Origin of the sequence: Actinokineospora fastidiosa (assembly GCF_014648415.1) — a bacterium.
GTDB lineage: Bacteria > Actinomycetota > Actinomycetes > Mycobacteriales > Pseudonocardiaceae > Actinokineospora > Actinokineospora fastidiosa.
This window is the reverse complement of the sequence record NZ_BMRB01000002.1, coordinates 1,733,410-1,749,924: the sequence shown is the minus strand read 5'-3', so window position 1 is coordinate 1,749,924 and position 16,515 is coordinate 1,733,410. Positions and strand designations below refer to the sequence as shown.

The following is a 16,515-nucleotide window of genomic DNA, read 5'->3' as shown; positions in this document are numbered from 1 at the left end:
GGTCCCCGACGGCCTGGACGGCATGCGGGTCGACGCGGGACTGGCCAAGCTGCTCGGCCTCTCCCGCACGGTCATCGCCACGCTGACCGACGCGGGCGACGTGCTGGTGGACGGCCGCCCGGCGGGCAAGTCCGACCGGCTCGTGGCGGGCAGCTGGCTGGAGGTCACCCTGCCCGAGCCGGAGCGCCCGGTCGAGGTGCAGGCCATCCCCGTCGACGGGCTCGTCCTGCTGCACGAGGACGACGACATCGCCGTGGTGGACAAGCCGGTCGGCGTGGCCGCCCACCCCAGCCCCGGCTGGACCGGGCCGACCGTGATCGGCGGCCTGGCCGCGGCGGGCGTGCGGGTGTCGACCTCGGGCGCGGCCGAGCGCCAGGGCGTCGTGCACCGGCTGGACGTCGGCACGACCGGGGTGATGGTCGTGGCGAAGAGCGAGCACGCGTACACCGTGCTCAAGCGCGCGTTCAAGGAGCGCACGGTCGAGAAGCGGTACCACGCGCTGGTGCAGGGCCACCCCGACCCGAGCGTGGGCACCATCGACGCCCCGATCGACCGGCACCCGCGCCACGACTACAAGTGGGCCGTCGTCGCGGGCGGCAAGCCCAGCGTCACCCACTACGAGACGATCGAGGCGTTCCGGGCGGCGTCGCTGCTGGACGTGAAGCTGGAGACCGGCCGAACCCACCAGATCCGGGTGCACTTCTCCGCGCTGAGCCACCCGTGCGTCGGCGACCTGACCTACGGCGCCGACCCGGTGCTGGCCAAGCGGCTCAACCTGCCCCGGCAGTGGCTGCACGCCCGCACCCTGGGCTTCCACCACCCCGACGACGGCCGCTGGGTCGAGTTCACCAGCGAGTACCCGACCGACCTGGCCACCGCGCTCGACATCCTGGCCGCCGAATCCTGAGGGCGCGGGTCCTGACCATCCGGTCCCGCGTCGGCTAGGTTGACGGGTGAACCAGTCTCCGCGGAGGTCGGCAATGAACGCGCCCAACGGCTCCCCCGACGACGACCCGTTCGCCCCCGGCGGCCGCGGCTTCCTGGACGACGGCGTCGCCCCGCCCGTCATCGGGGCGTCGCCGGGCGACGAGGTCGACGAGCCCGCCTACGACCGTGAGCCGCCGACCCGGCCCATCCCCGCGCAGCCCGAGGCGCAGGAGAGGAAGCCGGGCTTCTTCGGCAGGCTCTTCGGGCGCTAGTCCTCGATCTTCCAGGTCAGCGCGCGGGACTCCTCGTCGGGGCGCGGGGTCCAGCGCACCGAGGTGAGGACCGTGTCCTCGGGGACCACGTAGACGGTGTGCCCGCCCGCGGTCTCCCCGGGCGCGACGCCGATGCGGTGGGCCGGACGCGAGGACAGCGAGACCGGCGCCTTGCTGATCTCCTGGCCGTCGGCGGCGACGAGGACCAGGTACAGGTCGGGCAGGCCCGCGAACTTCACCGGGCCGCGGTTGATCAGCTCGGTGTGCACGACGACCGAGCGCTCGCCCGGCTGCAGGGTGTAGCCAGCGGCGGTGAACAGGTAGTCGGCCGGGTCAACGACCTCGATCAGCTTGATCGACAGCCGCTCGCCCTCCAGCCCCTCGGTCTCCAGCGTCTCGCCCGCCCGCCCGTCCCGGCGTCCGGGCCGCGGCGATGGCTGGGTGCGGTCCATGCTGTTGTTCGGCGGCTGGTCGCCGCGCGCCCAGGTCGAGGTCTGCGGCGGACCCCAGGTGTTGATCGGGTCGCCCGGGTCCGGCGGCGGGAGGGGCGGCTGCTGCGCCGGGAACGGATGGCTCGGCGGCCCCGCGAACTGCCCCGCCGGATGCGCGGGCGCGACCTGGTGCGGACCGCTCGGAGGCGCGACCTGATGGGGTCCGCTGTGGAGTCCGGCCTGGTGGGGTCCTGCCTGATGGGGACCGGCCTGGTGAGGATTGCCCGCGACCTGGTGTGGCCCGCTCGGCGGCCCGACCGGGTAGGCGCCGCTCGGCGGCGCGACCGGGTGGTGCTGCGGCTGGCCGGGCGCCGCGTACTGCGCGTAAGGCTGCTGGTAGCCGGGTGGGTAGCCGTATCCGGGCTGTTGCTGCTGCTGCGGGGCCATCCGCGCCAGCGCGGCCCGGAGCCCGTTGACGTCGCACTCGACGCCGACCAGCAGCGGGAGCCCGGACGCCGAGAGCGCGACCAGCCGGGAGGCGACCTCGCGCGGGTCCATGCCCATGCGCGCGGCCACCTCGTGCACGGCCGCCCTGCCCATCTCGGCGACCACACCGAGCAGGCGCGCGTCAACAGCATCCGTCACGCAGCGCACGCTACCGGGTCGCCTCACCCCCCGCGCCGGAAGCCGAGCCACAACGCGTCTCCAACCCCGGTCGGTGATCAACCGATCGCGCTGAGCCGCCGGGCGGGCCTGCGCGGGTCGTCCACCCGGGCGGCGATGTCGGCGACGGCCAGCGGGTCGACCTCGGCGTCGTACCGGGCGTAGGCGGGCAGCGCCCACGCCTCGTCCGTGCGCCGGGCCAGCGCCGCGGGCGTCATCGACAGGTGCACCGACACCTCGTGCGGCAGCCCCCGCCCCAGCAGCAGCTCGCCGTCGACGACCACCACCCCACCCTCGGGCAGTGAGACGTACGCCGCCCGCGTCGCCCGGTCCGCGGCGGCGTCCCAGAGCGATGGCAGCACCCGGCCGCTGCCGCCCGGCCCGAGCGGGTCGAGCACCTCGCGGCGCAGCGCGCCCTCGTCCAGCCACGCTTCGTAGCGGGCGTCGGGGTCCTCCCTGCCCCGCTCGAACCGCAGCGACGCGGGGCGCAGGAAGTCGGCGGCGCGGACCCGCACGGCAGGCCTGCCCAGCACCCGCAGCCGCTCGGCGATGGCGTCGGCGAGCCTGCCCGGGTCGGTCGGCGGGGCCCCGTCGACCAGCGCGCGCGACCACGATCCGCGACCGGCCACAATGATCGACTGCGTCGCCTCGTCGGCCAGTTTCTCCTGTGTCGTAGGGGAAAACCGCACGTCGCCATCCTGCTCGCCGAACAGTTCGATGACACCCCGGCCCCAATGCCGGTGGGCCCGAGCGGTCAGTAATAGGGTGCCCGGGTGGCCGCTGACTCCTTCGCTCATCTGCATGTTCACACCGAGTATTCGATGCTCGACGGAGCGGCCAAACTCAAGGACATGTTCGCCGAGTGCGAGCGGCTGGGGATGTCCGCCGTGGCGATCACCGACCACGGCCACACCAACGGCATCTACGACTTCTACAAGCAGGCCACCGCCGCGGGCATCAAGCCGATCCTCGGCATCGAGGCCTACCTCGCGCCCGGGTCGCGCTTCAACAAGGACCGGATCCGCTGGGGCGACCCGTCGCAGAAGGGCGACGACGTCTCCGGCTCCGGCGCCTACACCCACCAGACGATCTGGGCGCGCGACGCCAAGGGCCTGACCAACCTGATGAAGCTGTCCAGCCGCGCGTCGCTGGAGGGGCAGCTCGGCAAGTGGCCGCGCATGGACCGCGAGCTGATCGCCGAGCACGCCGAGGGCCTGATGGCCACCACCGGCTGCCCGTCCGGCGAGGTGCAGACCCGGCTGCGCCTCGGCCACGACGCCGAGGCGCTGGAGGCCGCGGCCGCGTGGCGCGACATCTACGGCAAGGACAACTTCTACGTCGAGCTGATGGACCACGGCATCGAGATCGAGAGCCGGGTCCGCGGCGGGCTGGTCGAGATCGCCCGCAAGCTCGACATCCCGTTCGTCGTCACCAACGACTCGCACTACACCTACCGCAGCGATCGCGACGCCCATGACGCGCTGCTGTGCGTGCAGACCGCCAGCACGCTGCAGGACCCGACGCGCTTCCGCTTCGACGGAGACGGCTACTACCTGAAGTCGCCCGACGAGATGCGCGCGGTCGACTCGTCCGAGCCGTGGCAGGAGGGCTGCCGCAACACCCTGCTGATCGCCGAGAAGGTCGACCCGGCGGGGATGTTCGAGTTCCGCAACCTCATGCCGCGCTTCCCCATCCCGGACGGCAAGACCGAGGACGAGTTCTTCCGCGAGCAGGTGTGGGCGGGCATGCGCCGCCGCTTCCCGGACGGCATCGACGACGAGCACGCCAAGCAGGTCGAGTTCGAGATCGGCGTCATCCTGCAGATGGGGTTCCCGGCGTACTTCCTCGTCGTCGCCGACCTCATCCAGTGGGCCAAGAACAACGGCATCCGGGTCGGCCCCGGCCGAGGCTCGGCGGCGGGCGCGCTGATCGCCTACGCCCTGGGCATCACCGACCTCGACCCGCTGGCCCACGGGCTGATCTTCGAGCGCTTCCTCAACCCCGACCGCGTCAGCCCCCCCGACATCGACATCGACTTCGACGAGCGCCGCCGCGGCGACGTCATCCGCTACACCACCGAGAAGTGGGGCGCGGAGAAGGTCGCGCAGGTCATCACGTTCGGCACCATCAAGGCGAAGGCCGCGATCAAGGACTCCGCGCGGGTGCTGTTCGGCCAGCCCGGCTACGCCATCGCCGACCGGATCTCCAAGGCGTACCCGCCCGCGGTGATGGCCAAGGACATCCCGCTCAACAGCCTCTTCGACCCGAAGCACAAGCGCTACGCCGAGGCCACCGAGATCCGCGAGCTCTACAACTCCGACCCGCAGGTCAAGGAGATCATCGACACCGGGCGCGGGCTGGAGGGCCTGATCCGCAACGCGGGCGTGCACGCCTGCGCGGTCATCCTCTCGGCCGAGCCGCTGATGGAGTCGATCCCGCTGTGGAAGCGGCCGCAGGACGGCGCGATCATCACGCAGTTCGACTACCCGACCTGCGAAGCGCTCGGCCTGCTGAAGATGGACTTCCTGGGCCTGCGCAACCTCACGGTCATCGACGACGCGCTGCACAACATCGAGCGCAACGGCAAGGCCGTGCCGGACCTGGAGACGCTCGACCTCAACGACAAGCCCACCTACGAGCTGCTGTCCCGCGGCGACACGCTCGGGGTGTTCCAGCTCGACGGCGGGCCCATGCGCGACCTGCTGCGGCTCATGCGCCCCGACAACTTCGAGGACATCTCCGCCGTCGGCGCGCTCTACCGGCCGGGTCCGATGGGCGCGAAGTCGCACACGAACTACGCGCTGCGCAAGAACGGCCAGCAGGAGATCACCCCGATCCACCCGGCGCTCGCCGAGCCGCTGGAGGACATCCTCGGCACGACCTACGGCCTGATCGTGTATCAGGAGCAGGTCATGGCCATCGCCCAGAAGCTCGCCGGGTACACGCTCGGACAAGCGGATCTGCTCCGCCGCGCCATGGGCAAGAAGAAGAAGGAAGTCCTGGACGCGGAGTACGTCAACTTCGCCAACGGGATGAAGGAGAACGGCTACCCAGAGGACGCGATCAAGACCCTCTGGGACATCCTGGTCCCGTTCGCCGACTACGCGTTCAACAAGGCGCACTCGGCCGCGTACGGGCTCATCTCCTACTGGACGGCCTACCTCAAGGCGAACTACCCCGCCGAGTACATGGCCGCGCTGCTCACCAGCGTCCGCGACGACAAGGACAAGGCCGCCGTCTATCTGGCGGAATGCCGCAAGATGGGCATCACCGTGCTGCCGCCGGACGTCAACGAGTCCGCCCGCGACTTCGCCCCGGTCGGCGCCGACATCCGCTTCGGCCTCGGCGCGATCCGCAACGTCGGCGCGAACGTCGTCGAGTCCATCATCCGCGCGCGCACGGAGAAGGGCGAGTTCACCGACTTCTCCGACTTCCTGCGCAAGGTGGACGCGTCGGCCTGCAACAAGAAGGTCGTCGAGTCGCTGATCAAGGCGGGCGCGTTCGACTCGCTCAAGCACCCGCGCAAGGGCCTGTTCCTGGTGCACACCGACGCCATCGACGCGGTGATGGAGACCAAGAAGGCCGAGGCCGTCGGCCAGTTCGACCTCTTCGGCGCGGGCGGCGACGGCGACGAGGACGTCACCAGCGTCTTCGACGTGCGCGTGCCCGACGACGTGTGGGAGTCCAAGCACCAGCTCGCGCTGGAGCGGGAGATGCTGGGCCTCTACGTCTCCGGCCACCCGCTCGACGGCGTCGAGCACATCCTGGCCGCCCAGTCCGACACGCCGATCGCGGCGATCCTCGAGGGCGGCATCGCCGACGGCGCGCAGGTCACCGTCGGCGGCATCCTGGCCTCGGTCAACCGCAGGGTGAACAAGAACGGCGAGCCGTGGGCATCGGCCCAGGTCGAGGACCTCAACGGCGGCATCGAGGTGCTGTTCTTCCCCAAGACCTACGCCGTGGTCGGCATGAGCGTGCTGGAGGACGCGATCGTGCTGGTCAAGGCCAGGGTGGCCAAGCGGGAGGACCGCATCTCGCTGATCGCCAACGACCTGGCCGTGCCCGACCTGACGGTCTCCGACGCGCCGTTCCGGCTCAGCATGGCCGCGACGAAGTGCACGCCGCAGATGGTGACGCAGCTGAAGGACGTCCTCACCGCCCATCCCGGGCGGACGGTGGTGCACCTCAAGCTGGTCAACGGGCACCGGCAGACGCTGCTCAAGCTGGACGAGGCGCTGCGCGTGACGCCCTCGCCATCCCTTATGGGCGATTTGAAGGCGTTGCTGGGACCGGGCTGCCTCACCTGATCTTCGGTACCCTGGGGTCGGCGGGATTCGACCCTGAGGGGGTAATCAGGTGTCCATTTTGGACGACGATGTTGTCGTGCGCCTGGACGAGGTCTTCGTGCAGGACCCGCACAGCCTCTACCGGGAGCTGCGCGAGGCCGCCCCGGTCCGCCGCGTCGTGCTGCCCGGCGGCCTGCGCGGCTGGCTGGTCACCCGCTACGCCGACGTCCGCGCCGCGCTGGCGGACCCGACGCTGAGCAAGGACTTCGCGGGCGTGGGCGAGCTCGTGGAGCGCCACGCCGAGGAGGGCGCGGCCAACGCCTTCGCCGCCGAGCTGGCCGCGCACATGCTCAACACCGACCCGCCCGACCACACCCGCCTGCGCAAACTGGTGAACCGCGCGTTCACCGTCCGCGGTGTCGAGGGCTTGCGCCCGAGGGTCCTGGAGATCACCACGGAACTGCTCGACGCGATGGAGAGCGGCCCTGACGAGGTCGACCTGCTGTCGGCGTTCGCGTTCCCGCTGCCGATGACGGTGATCTGCGAGGTGCTGGGCGTCCCGGACGACGACCGCGACGATTTCCGCAGGTGGTCGTCGGTCCTGCTGTCGGCGGCAGGCCCGGAGGAGATGGGCGCCGCGGCCCAGGCGATGCTGCAGTACCTGCTCAACCTGATCGCCACCAAACGCGCCAACCCCGGCGAGGACCTGTTGACCGCCCTGTGCCACGCCACGGAGGACAACGACCGCCTCAGCGAGCCCGAGCTGGTGTCGATGGCGTTCCTGCTGCTGGTGGCGGGCCACGAGACCACGGTCAACCTGATCGGCAACGGCACCCTCGGCCTGCTGCGCCACCCGTCGGAGCTGGCCGCCCTCCAGGCCGACCCCACCCTGCTGCCCGGCGCCATCGAGGAGTTCCTCCGCTACGACGGCCCGGTCAACATCGCCACCCTCCGCTACACCACCACCCCACTCACCCTCGACGAGGTGACGATCCCCGAGGGCGAGTTCGTCTTCCTCTCCCTCAGCGCCGCCAACCGCGACCCGGCCCGCTTCCCGGACGCGGAAACCCTGTCCGTCCGCCGCGCCCCCAGCGCCCACCTGGCCTTCGGCCACGGCATCCACTACTGCGTCGGCGCCCCCTTGGCCCGCATGGAGGGCGAGGTAGCCCTGGGCGAACTCCTCCGCCGCTTCCCGAACCTGACCCTGGCCGCGGACCCGGCCGACCTGCGCTACCGCACCAGCCCGATCCTCCGGGGCTTGGAGGAACTCCCGGTCCGCCTGCGCTGATTCACCACTGCCGACCGCCGACGGGGGCCGCGACGACATATCGCGGCCCCCGTTCGCGCGCAGCCGGGTTGGGGGATTGCTCGGGAGCGAGCGGTGCGATTTGATCAAGAAGCTGGGGCGAACGCCCACGGGCGGAACGGACGACGGTTCCACCGCGGCGGTGGGACGGGATCGAGGTTGTGACCATGTCGCGTGGCCGGAGCACGTCCGGATTCCGGACCAGGACGAGCGGTCTCGTCATGAGCGTGGCGGTGGCGATGTCGCTGGCGGCTTCGTTGGCCGCCGCGACACCCGCTGGTGGCCGAGAGGCAGTCGCCCCCTCCGTCGCGGGGGTCGCGGAACTCCCCTTCGGGACGGGGCCGGGGACAGACCCGGACGTGGGGATCGCCCGCCCGCCCGCGGCGGGCCGCAGTGGTGTCGCACGGCGGACATCGGAGATGGAGACCCGGTCCGAGGCCATGGCACGGCCGCCGTTGGGGACCTACGCCAAGACGAGCTACACGCCGCGCCCGCTCGACTGGGAGAGCCTGCCGTACAACTCCTCCACCCTCAACGGCTACGACCAGGACGTCCCCCGCGACGCGTCGGGCGTGCGGATGTACCTCCTCGACGGTGTGCTCTACGACCATCCGGTGGCGCAGGCGCAGGACGCGCTCATGGCGCTGAGCGACTACCACCTCAGCGGTGAGGCCCGATACCTGAACCGGGCTGTGCTCGACGCGCAGCGCCTGATCGACCGGCGGGTTCTCTCCGACGGCGCGTGGTACTACCCGTACCCGTTCGATTTCCTCCTCCACGGCGACAGCCGGGAGGTGATGCGCGCGCCGTGGTTCAGCGGCATGGCGCAGGGGCAGGCGCTGAGCCTGTTCACCAGGCTGCACCAGGTGACCGGCGAGCAGCGGTGGCTGGCCGCGGCCCACGCCACGTTCGCCAGTTTCCGCAACGCGCCCGTGGAGGGCCTGCCCTCTGTGGTCGATGTGGACGCGGCGGGCTACCTGTGGCTGGAGGAGTACCCGCGCTGGCCCATGAGCACGTCCGACCGCGCGCTCAACGGCCACGTGTTCGCCGTGTTCGGGCTCTACGACTACCAGCGCCTCACCGGGGACCAGACCGCGCTCGACCTGTGGAACGGCGCCCTCGCCCACACCCGGTGGTACCTGGACCACGGCTTCCGCTCTCCGCAGTACATCAGCCACTACTGCCTTGCCCACCCGTGGGTGCTGTCGGCGAAGTACCACGAGATCCACTGGAACCAGATGCTCTTGCTGCACGCGGGCACGGGTGACGCCGCGTGGAGCCGGTCCGCCGACCTGTTGCGCGCCGACTACCCGCCGCCCGCGGTGGGCGGGACGGTCAAGTTCGCCGCGGGCAGCCACACCGGCTACAAGTTCTCCGCGAGCGGGGAGATCACGGCGAGCAAGACGATCGACCTCAACGCGCCGTCGAGCGCGCCGGCCGACCTGCGCCAGCGGATCAAGGGACGCGACATCATGCTGCGCATCACGGCAGGAGGGCTCGCGGGGTACTGGGTTCCCGAGAACTACCCGCGGACGGGGCTCGCGGGCATCAAGCTGAGCCTGACCTATCCGTTGCCCCGCACGGTGATGATCCCGGCGGGCACCTGGTCGGCCTACCAGTTCGATTCCGCCGGAACGCCGACCGCGTCGAGGACCATCACGCCGGACCGGACGACGAGCGCGCCGTTCAGCACCAGCGCCACGATCAACGGCCGGTGGCACATCCTGGTCACCGCCGGTTCGTTGGCGGGATATTGGCTGCCCGCACAAGGTCTGACCCTGCTCTGACACGTGCGACGGACGCTCTCGGCGTCCTCGCCCGTGCACTCGGCCCTTCCCGGCGGGAGACGCCTGCCCGGAACCGACCGGCGACACGATTGGCCCTTGACATCCGGTGTGGCACCCGGCGTTCGTTCGGGTGGGCGGGTAGCGTTCGGTTGGTGCGGGGGCGTGACGAAGGTTCCGGGGTGGTGGCGGCGCGGCTGCGGCGGGTGCGTGGTCACCTGGCTTTGGTGACCCTGTTGGGACCGCTGCTCGGCGTCGCGTCTGTGCTTGGGTTCGGTGGGTGGTTGCCGTTGCTGGCGGTGCCCGTGCTCATCGCCGTCGTCGGGGTCGGGTGGTTCCGGGCGATCCGGTTCCGGCCGCGGCGCTGGCCGTTGCGGGCCGCTGTGCTCGGGGCCGCCGCCGGGATCGCGGCGGGGGCGCCGGTGCTGCCGTGGGTCGTGTGCCCGGTCGCCGCGGTGGTGCTCGGGGCCGCTGGGTGGTGGGTCGCCGACAAGGCCCGTGCCGTCGTCCTGGAGCCGTACACCCCCGAGCTGGCCGACTCGCCCGTCGAGGTGCCGTGGCAGGCGCGCGGGGCGCGGGGGCTGGAGCTGGTCGTGGGCACCGACCGGATCTCGTTGGCGGGCGGGCGGTTCAAGACCGTGCGGCCCGCGGTGGCGCTGTCCGGGGTCGGCAGCGTCGAGCAGGTCATGGTCGCCCGGCGGGCCACGCTGCCCGTGCCGGGGGTCGGGGAGGTCCGGGTGACCGTCACCCCGGGGCCCGCCGTGCGGATCACCGTGCCGCCGGGGGAGTGGATAGTGCCGACCGACCACGGGCGCGAGATCGCCCGGCTGGTCGCCAGGCGCAAGGCGCTGGCCGGGGTCGACTAGCCTCGGCGCCCGTGAGCCCCGATGAGCTGCTGGCCGCCGACCGCGCGCACGTCTGGCACCCGTACTCGCCCATGCCGGGCACGCAGGACCCGCTGATCGTCCGCGAGGCGAGCGGCGTGCGGCTGACGCTGGCCGACGGCCGCGAGCTGGTCGACGGCATGTCCTCCTGGTGGGCGGCCATCCACGGCTACCGCAACCCCGTGCTCGACGCCGCCGTCACCGACCAGCTCGGCCGGATGAGCCACGTCATGTTCGGCGGCCTCACCCACGAGCCCGCCGTCCGGCTGGCCACCAAGCTCGTCGAGATCACCCCGGACCCGCTGCAGCACGTCTTCCTCTGCGACTCCGGCTCGGTCTCGGTCGAGGTCGCGGTCAAGATGTGCCTGCAGTACTGGCGCTCGGTCGACCGACCGGCCAAGTCCCGGCTGCTGACCTGGCGCGGCGGCTACCACGGCGACACCTTCCAGCCGATGAGCGTCTGCGACCCCGACGGCGGCATGCACTCGCTGTGGCGCGGCGTCCTGCCGGTCCAGGTCTTCGCCGACGCCCCACCAGCCGAGTTCGACCACGACTACGTCGCCCACCTCGCCGCCGTCATCGAGGAGCACGCCGACGAGCTCGCGGCCGTGATCGTCGAGCCGGTCGTGCAGGGCGCGGGCGGCATGCGCTTCCACGACCCCCGCTACCTGCACGTCCTGCGCGAGCTCACCCTCGCCCACGACGTCCTGCTGGTCTTCGACGAGATCGCCACCGGCTTCGGCCGCACCGGCGCGCTGTTCGCCGCCGACCACGCGGGCGTCAGCCCGGACGTGATGTGCCTGGGCAAGTCGCTGACCGGCGGTTACCTCAGCCTCGCCGCCACCCTGTGCACGCCGAGGATCGCCGACGGCATCTCCCGGGGCGAGCTGCCCGTGCTCGCCCACGGCCCGACGTTCATGGGCAACCCGCTGGCGACGGCGGTCGCGTCGGCGTCCATCGACCTGCTGCTCGCGGGCGACTGGCAGGGCACGGTCAAGCGCATCGAGGCCGAGCTGGCCACGGGCCTCAAGCCCGCCCGCGACCTGCCCGGCGTCCGCGACGTCCGGGTGCTGGGCGCGATCGGCGTCGTGCAGCTCGACCGCCCGGTCGACATGGCCGCGGCGACCAGGGCCGCCGTGGACGCTGGCGTCTGGCTGCGCCCGTTCCGCGACCTGATCTACACCATGCCGCCGTTCGTCAGCACCACCGAGGACGTGGCCGCGATCGCCGCCGGGGTCCTCGCGGCGGCCGCCGCCTAGCCGAGCGCGCGCTCCAGCTCGGTGTTCGTGGGCTCGACCAGCACCGCGCCGCCGGGCAGCACCACCACGGGGATGTTCTTGCGGCCACCGGCGAGGTCGACGGCCTCGGCACGGGCCCGCTCGTCGTGCTCCACGTCGATCTCGGTGAACCCGACACCGGCGCGGCGCAGCCAGGCCTTGGCCCGGCGGCAGTCGCCGCACCAGTCCGCGCCGTAGACGATCACGTTCTCCACGGACGAGACCCTAGCCGTCGCGCCGCCCTGTTTAGGTCCATACCAATTGCCAGGTCTAGCCTGTCCTGACGTGAGTGTGCTGGTGATCAGCGGGACCGGGACCGGTGTCGGCAAGACCGTCGTGACCGCAGCCGTCGCCGCCATCGCGGTGGCGGCTGGCAGGCGGGTCGCGGTGCTCAAACCCGCCCAGACCGGGGTGTCCACGGACGAGCCGGGCGACGTGGACGTGGTCCGCGCGCTCGCGGGCGAGATCACCGGCGTCGAGCTGCGCCGCTTCCCCGACCCGCTGGCCCCGGACACCGCCGCGCGCCGCGTCGGGATGCCGCCGGTGCGGCCCTCCGAGGTCGCCTCCGCCGTCGGCGAGCTGACCGCCACCCATGACCTGGTGCTCGTCGAGGGCGCGGGCGGGCTGCTGGTGCGGCTGGACCCCGACGGCGGCACGCTGGCCGACGTCGCCTGGTCGCTGGGCGCCCCCGTGCTGGTCGTCGCGAGCGCGGGCCTCGGCACGCTCAACGCCGCCGCGCTGACCGGTGAGGCGCTGCGCACGCGCGGCGTCGCCTGCGCGGGCGTGGTCATCGGGTCCTGGCCCGCCGACCCGGACCTGGCCTCCCGCTGCAACCTCGACGACCTGCCGTCCGTGGCGAACGCGCCGCTGGCCGGGGCCGTGCCCGAGGGCGCGGGGGAGCTGCCCGCCGCCGAGTTCGCCCTGGTCGCGCGCCGCGCGCTGGCGCCTGCGCTGGGCGGGGAGTTCGACCCGAAGGAGTTCGCGGGCCGCTATCCGGCGTGAGAAACATCGCGCGTCGGTGTCAGCGGAATGCGGCAGACTGACCCGTCGAACGCCGTAGCCGGATCAAGGAGGACCACCGTGACGGCAGCCGCCGAGCGCACGACCACCGACGTGCTCGTCGTGGCCCGCGAGCAGGTGCTGGAGCGCGGGGTCGGGCTGGACGAGGCCCAGGTGCTCCAGGTGCTGCGCCTGCCGGACGAGCGCATGGAGGAGCTGCTGGGCCTGGCCCACGAGGTCCGCATGAAGTGGTGCGGCCCGGAGGTCGAGGTCGAGGGGATCATCTCGCTCAAGACCGGCGGCTGCCCCGAGGACTGCCACTTCTGCTCGCAGTCCGGCCGCTTCCCCACCCCGGTGCGCTCGGCGTGGCTGGACATCCCCGGCCTGGTCAAGGCCGCCGAGCAGACCCGCGCCACGGGCGCGACCGAGTTCTGCATCGTCGCCGCGGTGCGCGGCCCCGACGCCCGCCTGCTCTCCCAGGTCCGCGAGGGCATCAAGGCCATCCGCGAGTCCGGCAACGACATCCAGATCGCCTGCTCGCTGGGCATGCTCACCCAGGAGCAGGTCGACGAGCTGGTCGCGATGGGCGTGCACCGCTACAACCACAACCTGGAGACCGCCCGCTCGCACTTCCCCCAGGTCGTCACCACGCACACCTGGGAGGAGCGCTGGGACACCCTGCGCATGGTGCGCGACGCGGGCATGGAGGTCTGCTCCGGCGGCATCATCGGCATGGGCGAGACCGACGAGCAGCGCGCCGAGTTCGCCGTCCAGCTCGCCGAGCTGGAGCCGGACGAGGTCCCGATGAACTTCCTCATCCCGCAGCCGGGCACCCCGTACGCCGACTACGAGCCGATCGAGGGCCGCGACGCCCTGCGCGTGGTCGCTGCGTTCCGGCTGGCCCTGCCCCGCACGATGCTGCGCTTCGCGGGCGGCCGGGAGCTGACCCTGGGCGACCTCGGCGCGGAGCAGGGCATGCTGGGCGGCGTCAACGCGATCATCGTGGGCAACTACCTGACCAACCTCGGCAGGCCCGCGCAGCGCGACCTCGACATGCTGAGCGACCTGAAGATGCCGATCAAGGCGCTGAGCGAGAGCCTGTAGCCGTGTTCTGCGTGCACTGCGGGAATCCGGTGGCCGAGGGCGGGCACACCGGCTGCGACAGCCCCCGCACCGCCCTGGAGCCGCCCCGCTTCTGCGCCGAGTGCGCCCGCCGCATGGTCGTCCAGGTGACGCCCGTGGGGTGGACGGCCCGGTGCAGCAGGCACGGCGAGCTGTCCAGCGGGGCTGACCTGCATCCCACGGCGTAGGCACTACGCTTCGCACCGTTGACTTCTCTTTCCACGGGTGCGGAGGTTTCGTGACGCAGCAGCGGGATGTGGGCCACGCCCGGGCGGAGATCGCCCCGGCCTACCTGCCCTGGCCTGCCCCGCAACGCCCCCGCGTCGTGGTGAAGCGCGATCTGCTCCCGGCGGTCTCCGTGCTGTCGACGGTGGCGCTGTTCGGCATGGCGATCGGCTGGCTGTGGTCGCGGCTGGCCCCCGAGCAGCTCTCCGCGGTGGTCGACGGCGGCAAGTACGTGCCGCTGCGGGCTGAGAGCTACCACCGGTTCGAGGACCTGGTGCTGTTCCTGCTGCTCACCCTGGCCGCAGGCCTGGTGACCGGGTCCGCGGTCTGGCTGCTGCGGGAGCGCCGCGGCCCGGTGGTCCTCCTGGCGGCCACCGGCGGCTCCGCGCTGGCGGCCTGGCTGGCCACCCAGGTCGGCCTGGCCTGGGCCCAGTCCCGCTTCGCGATCACCTCGGCCCCCCAGGTCGGCGACGTGATCGCGCTGGCCCCCCGGCTGGAGTCGCCGTGGGTGATCGTGGCCTGGCCCCTGGGCACCGCCCTCGCCTACAGCCTGGCCGCCGCCTGGAACGGCCACCCGGACCTCGGCCGCCGCTTGGGCTAGCTCTCCGGTGGTTGCGGAGGTCGGGCGGGGGCTGGTCAGCTGGTGGGCAACCGCAGTCTCGGCTATCTCTGCTGCCGACTCGGCTAGCGACGGTCGGCGTGGCTGTTGTTGGTTCAGCTGGCGGGCAGCCTGATCCCGGTTGCCGCCTCCGCTGCCTTCGCGGTGCCTGCGGGGGTCGGGCGGTCCAGCTGCCCCGGTCCCGGCCGCCGTCTCGGCTCGTTCCGCCCCGCAGGTAGGCGCGTCGATCGAGGGTTCGCGCTAGTTCAGGCTGATCGGGGTGGTGAACTCCGATGGCGGGGCGGGCACGGCGCGCAGGCGGGTGAGGAGGCCGGTTTCGCGGTTGAGGAGGCGCACCACCTGGCGTAGGCGGTGGACGGGGCGGGTTTCCTCCAGCAGGTGTTGGCGGTCCTCCAGGGTGAGCAGGCAGTCCGCGGCGATCACGTGGGCCAGTGCGCAGACGTCGAGGTCGGGGTCGGGTTCGGACCAGTCGTCGTCCTGCCAGGCGGCCTCGCAGTAGCGGCGGTGGGCGGCTCGGGCGGCGTCGGCGAGGGCGGCCACCGAGCCGGGGGCGCTGTCCGGCAGCGCCGAGTCCGGCAGCCACTCGACCGTCCCGACCAGGTAGGGCGCGCTCTTGGCGTCCAGGTCCAGCAGCCGGAACCGGCGCCCGCCGGTGGTGATGATGTCGTAGCGGCCGTCGGGGAGGCGCTTGGCCTGGCGCAGGGCCGCCGTGCAGCCGATCTCGCGCAGCTGGGACACGTCGGTGACCTCGTGGTCGTTGGCCGGGCGCATCGCCACCACGCCGAACTCGCGGCCGGGGACCGCGCCGGTGACCAGGTCGACGGTCAGCTGGCGGTAGCGCGGCTCGAAGATGTGCAGCGGCAGGCTCGCTCCCGGCAGCAGGACCGCCTGCAGGGGGAACAGCGGTAGCGACTCGGGCACGCGACCACGCTACGACGAAGCGGACCGCTCCGCCGTCCGTATTCAGCCGGTTCTGCCGGTCGACGGCGGGCGCAGCACGGCGAACGGGTCGGTGACCACCATCGCTGTCTCGGCGAACCGGAACTGCGCCGCGGGTCGGCCGCCGCTGCGGCCCGGTTTCGTCGTGTGACCGGTCGGCTCCAGCAAGCCACGGCGGGCGAGCACGCGTTGCAAGTTAGTGGCGGAAACTCGATAGCCGAGAGCAGCCGAGTACAACTCGCGCAGCGCCGAGATCGTGAACTCCGGGGGCGCGAGCGCGAAGCCGATGTTGGTGTACGACATCTTCGCGCGCAGCCGGTTGCGTGCCCGCAGCACGATCGCGCCGTGGTCGAACGCGGTCCTGGGCAGCGCGTCGATCGCGTGCCACGCGGTGTCGGGCGGCAGTTCCGGGTCGAGGTGCGAGGGGACGAGGCAGAGGAACGCCGTCGCCAGCACCCGGGGGCCGGGCACCCGGTCCGGCGCGCTGAAGACCGCGAGCTGCTCGACGTGGCTCACCTGGCGCACGTCGACCTTCTCGGCGAGCTGGCGCAGGATCGACGACTCCACGTCCTCGTCCGCGCCGAGCCGCCCGCCCGGCAGTGACCAGCGGTGCGCGTGCGGCTCCCGTGCGCGTTCCCAGAGCAGCACCCGCAGTGATCCCTCTCTCACCTGGAGCACAGCGGCTAGGACTTCGTGGGCCAGCGCGCTGTGTGGGGTGATAGCATCAGCCATGTTTTCGATCCTAAGGCGAAAACCTCGGGAACGGAAACGGCCGAACGGA

16 protein-coding genes are annotated in these 16,515 nt (G+C 72.1%); 11 read left to right on the top strand and 5 right to left on the bottom strand.

Going from position 1 to position 16,515, the window contains the following annotated elements; translation table 11 throughout:
* Nucleotides 1-22 precede the first annotated feature (22 nt).
* Both IEY98_RS17970 and IEY98_RS17965 read left to right on the top strand, forming a co-directional pair.
* The gene (locus tag IEY98_RS17970; protein ID WP_189211870.1) at nt 23-907 is read left to right on the top strand and encodes an RluA family pseudouridine synthase; all 885 of its coding nucleotides are present in this window, start codon (nt 23-25) and stop codon (nt 905-907) included.
* A 73-nt stretch (nt 908-980) separates the two neighbouring features.
* Complete coding sequence (locus IEY98_RS17965; RefSeq protein ID WP_189211558.1) at nt 981-1,199, top strand: hypothetical protein; 219 nt, start codon at nt 981-983, stop codon at nt 1,197-1,199.
* Here IEY98_RS17965 and IEY98_RS17960 read toward each other — a convergent pair.
* Both IEY98_RS17960 and IEY98_RS17955 read right to left on the bottom strand, forming a co-directional pair.
* Nucleotides 1,196-2,230 carry an AsnC family protein gene (locus IEY98_RS17960; protein WP_189211868.1) on the bottom strand — a complete coding sequence of 345 codons (1,035 nt, stop codon included), beginning with the start codon at nt 2,228-2,230 and terminating at the stop codon, nt 1,196-1,198. The genes IEY98_RS17965 and IEY98_RS17960 overlap by 4 nt on opposite strands.
* 122 nt (nt 2,231-2,352) lie before the next feature.
* Nucleotides 2,353-2,982, bottom strand: coding sequence for a nucleoside/nucleotide kinase family protein (locus IEY98_RS17955; protein ID WP_189211557.1), 630 nt, complete (start codon nt 2,980-2,982; stop codon nt 2,353-2,355).
* An 84-nt stretch (nt 2,983-3,066) separates the two neighbouring features.
* Between IEY98_RS17955 and dnaE the strand changes: the two genes are divergently transcribed.
* The 5 genes from dnaE (at nt 3,067) to IEY98_RS17930 (ending at nt 11,812) form a co-directional block, all read left to right on the top strand.
* Nucleotides 3,067-6,600, top strand: a complete 3,534-nt coding sequence (gene dnaE, locus IEY98_RS17950) for a DNA polymerase III subunit alpha (RefSeq protein WP_268244587.1) — start codon at nt 3,067-3,069, stop codon at nt 6,598-6,600.
* Between the two features lie 58 nt (nt 6,601-6,658).
* Nucleotides 6,659-7,867 carry a cytochrome P450 family protein gene (locus IEY98_RS17945; protein ID WP_229786995.1) on the top strand — a complete coding sequence of 403 codons (1,209 nt, stop codon included), beginning with the start codon at nt 6,659-6,661 and terminating at the stop codon, nt 7,865-7,867.
* Between the two features lie 437 nt (nt 7,868-8,304).
* Nucleotides 8,305-9,672, top strand: a complete 1,368-nt coding sequence (locus tag IEY98_RS17940; protein ID WP_189211554.1) for a D-glucuronyl C5-epimerase family protein — start codon at nt 8,305-8,307, stop codon at nt 9,670-9,672.
* 281 nt (nt 9,673-9,953) lie between these two features.
* Nucleotides 9,954-10,535 (top strand): hypothetical protein, encoded by a 582-nt coding sequence (locus tag IEY98_RS17935; RefSeq protein ID WP_189211553.1) that lies wholly within the window; start codon nt 9,954-9,956, stop codon nt 10,533-10,535.
* Nucleotides 10,536-10,546: 11 nt separating this feature from the next.
* The gene (locus IEY98_RS17930) at nt 10,547-11,812 is read left to right on the top strand and encodes an adenosylmethionine--8-amino-7-oxononanoate transaminase (RefSeq protein ID WP_189211552.1); all 1,266 of its coding nucleotides are present in this window, start codon (nt 10,547-10,549) and stop codon (nt 11,810-11,812) included.
* On the opposite strand, the gene IEY98_RS17925 is transcribed toward IEY98_RS17930, so the two are convergent.
* Nucleotides 11,809-12,045: a glutaredoxin family protein gene (locus IEY98_RS17925; protein WP_189211551.1), complete on the bottom strand. Its 237-nt coding sequence runs from the start codon at nt 12,043-12,045 to the stop codon at nt 11,809-11,811. The genes IEY98_RS17930 and IEY98_RS17925 overlap by 4 nt on opposite strands.
* A 70-nt stretch (nt 12,046-12,115) precedes the next feature.
* Here IEY98_RS17925 and bioD point away from each other — a divergent pair, with 70 nt between their 5' ends.
* The 4 genes from bioD to IEY98_RS17905 all read left to right on the top strand — a co-directional run bounded on the left by bioD (nt 12,116) and on the right by IEY98_RS17905 (nt 14,777).
* The gene (gene bioD / locus IEY98_RS17920; protein WP_189211550.1) at nt 12,116-12,832 is read left to right on the top strand and encodes a dethiobiotin synthase; all 717 of its coding nucleotides are present in this window, start codon (nt 12,116-12,118) and stop codon (nt 12,830-12,832) included.
* Nucleotides 12,833-12,910: 78 nt separating this feature from the next.
* On the top strand, nt 12,911-13,933 hold the full coding sequence (bioB, locus tag IEY98_RS17915; protein WP_189211549.1) for a biotin synthase BioB: 1,023 nt from the start codon (nt 12,911-12,913) through the stop codon (nt 13,931-13,933).
* Nucleotides 13,934-13,935: 2 nt separating this feature from the next.
* Nucleotides 13,936-14,139 (top strand): biotin synthase auxiliary protein BsaP, encoded by a 204-nt coding sequence (gene bsaP / locus IEY98_RS17910; RefSeq protein WP_189211548.1) that lies wholly within the window; start codon nt 13,936-13,938, stop codon nt 14,137-14,139.
* Nucleotides 14,140-14,189: 50 nt separating this feature from the next.
* The gene (locus tag IEY98_RS17905) at nt 14,190-14,777 is read left to right on the top strand and encodes a DUF2567 domain-containing protein (protein ID WP_229786994.1); all 588 of its coding nucleotides are present in this window, start codon (nt 14,190-14,192) and stop codon (nt 14,775-14,777) included.
* A 258-nt stretch (nt 14,778-15,035) separates the two neighbouring features.
* Here IEY98_RS17905 and IEY98_RS17900 read toward each other — a convergent pair whose 3' ends face one another.
* Entirely contained in the window at nt 15,036-15,716 is a 681-nt protein-coding gene (locus IEY98_RS17900; protein WP_189211547.1) for an LON peptidase substrate-binding domain-containing protein, read from the bottom strand.
* 42 nt (nt 15,717-15,758) lie between these two features.
* Nucleotides 15,759-16,466 carry an NUDIX hydrolase gene (locus tag IEY98_RS17895; RefSeq protein WP_189211546.1) on the bottom strand — a complete coding sequence of 236 codons (708 nt, stop codon included), beginning with the start codon at nt 16,464-16,466 and terminating at the stop codon, nt 15,759-15,761.
* Between the last annotated feature and the right edge of the window lie 49 nt (nt 16,467-16,515).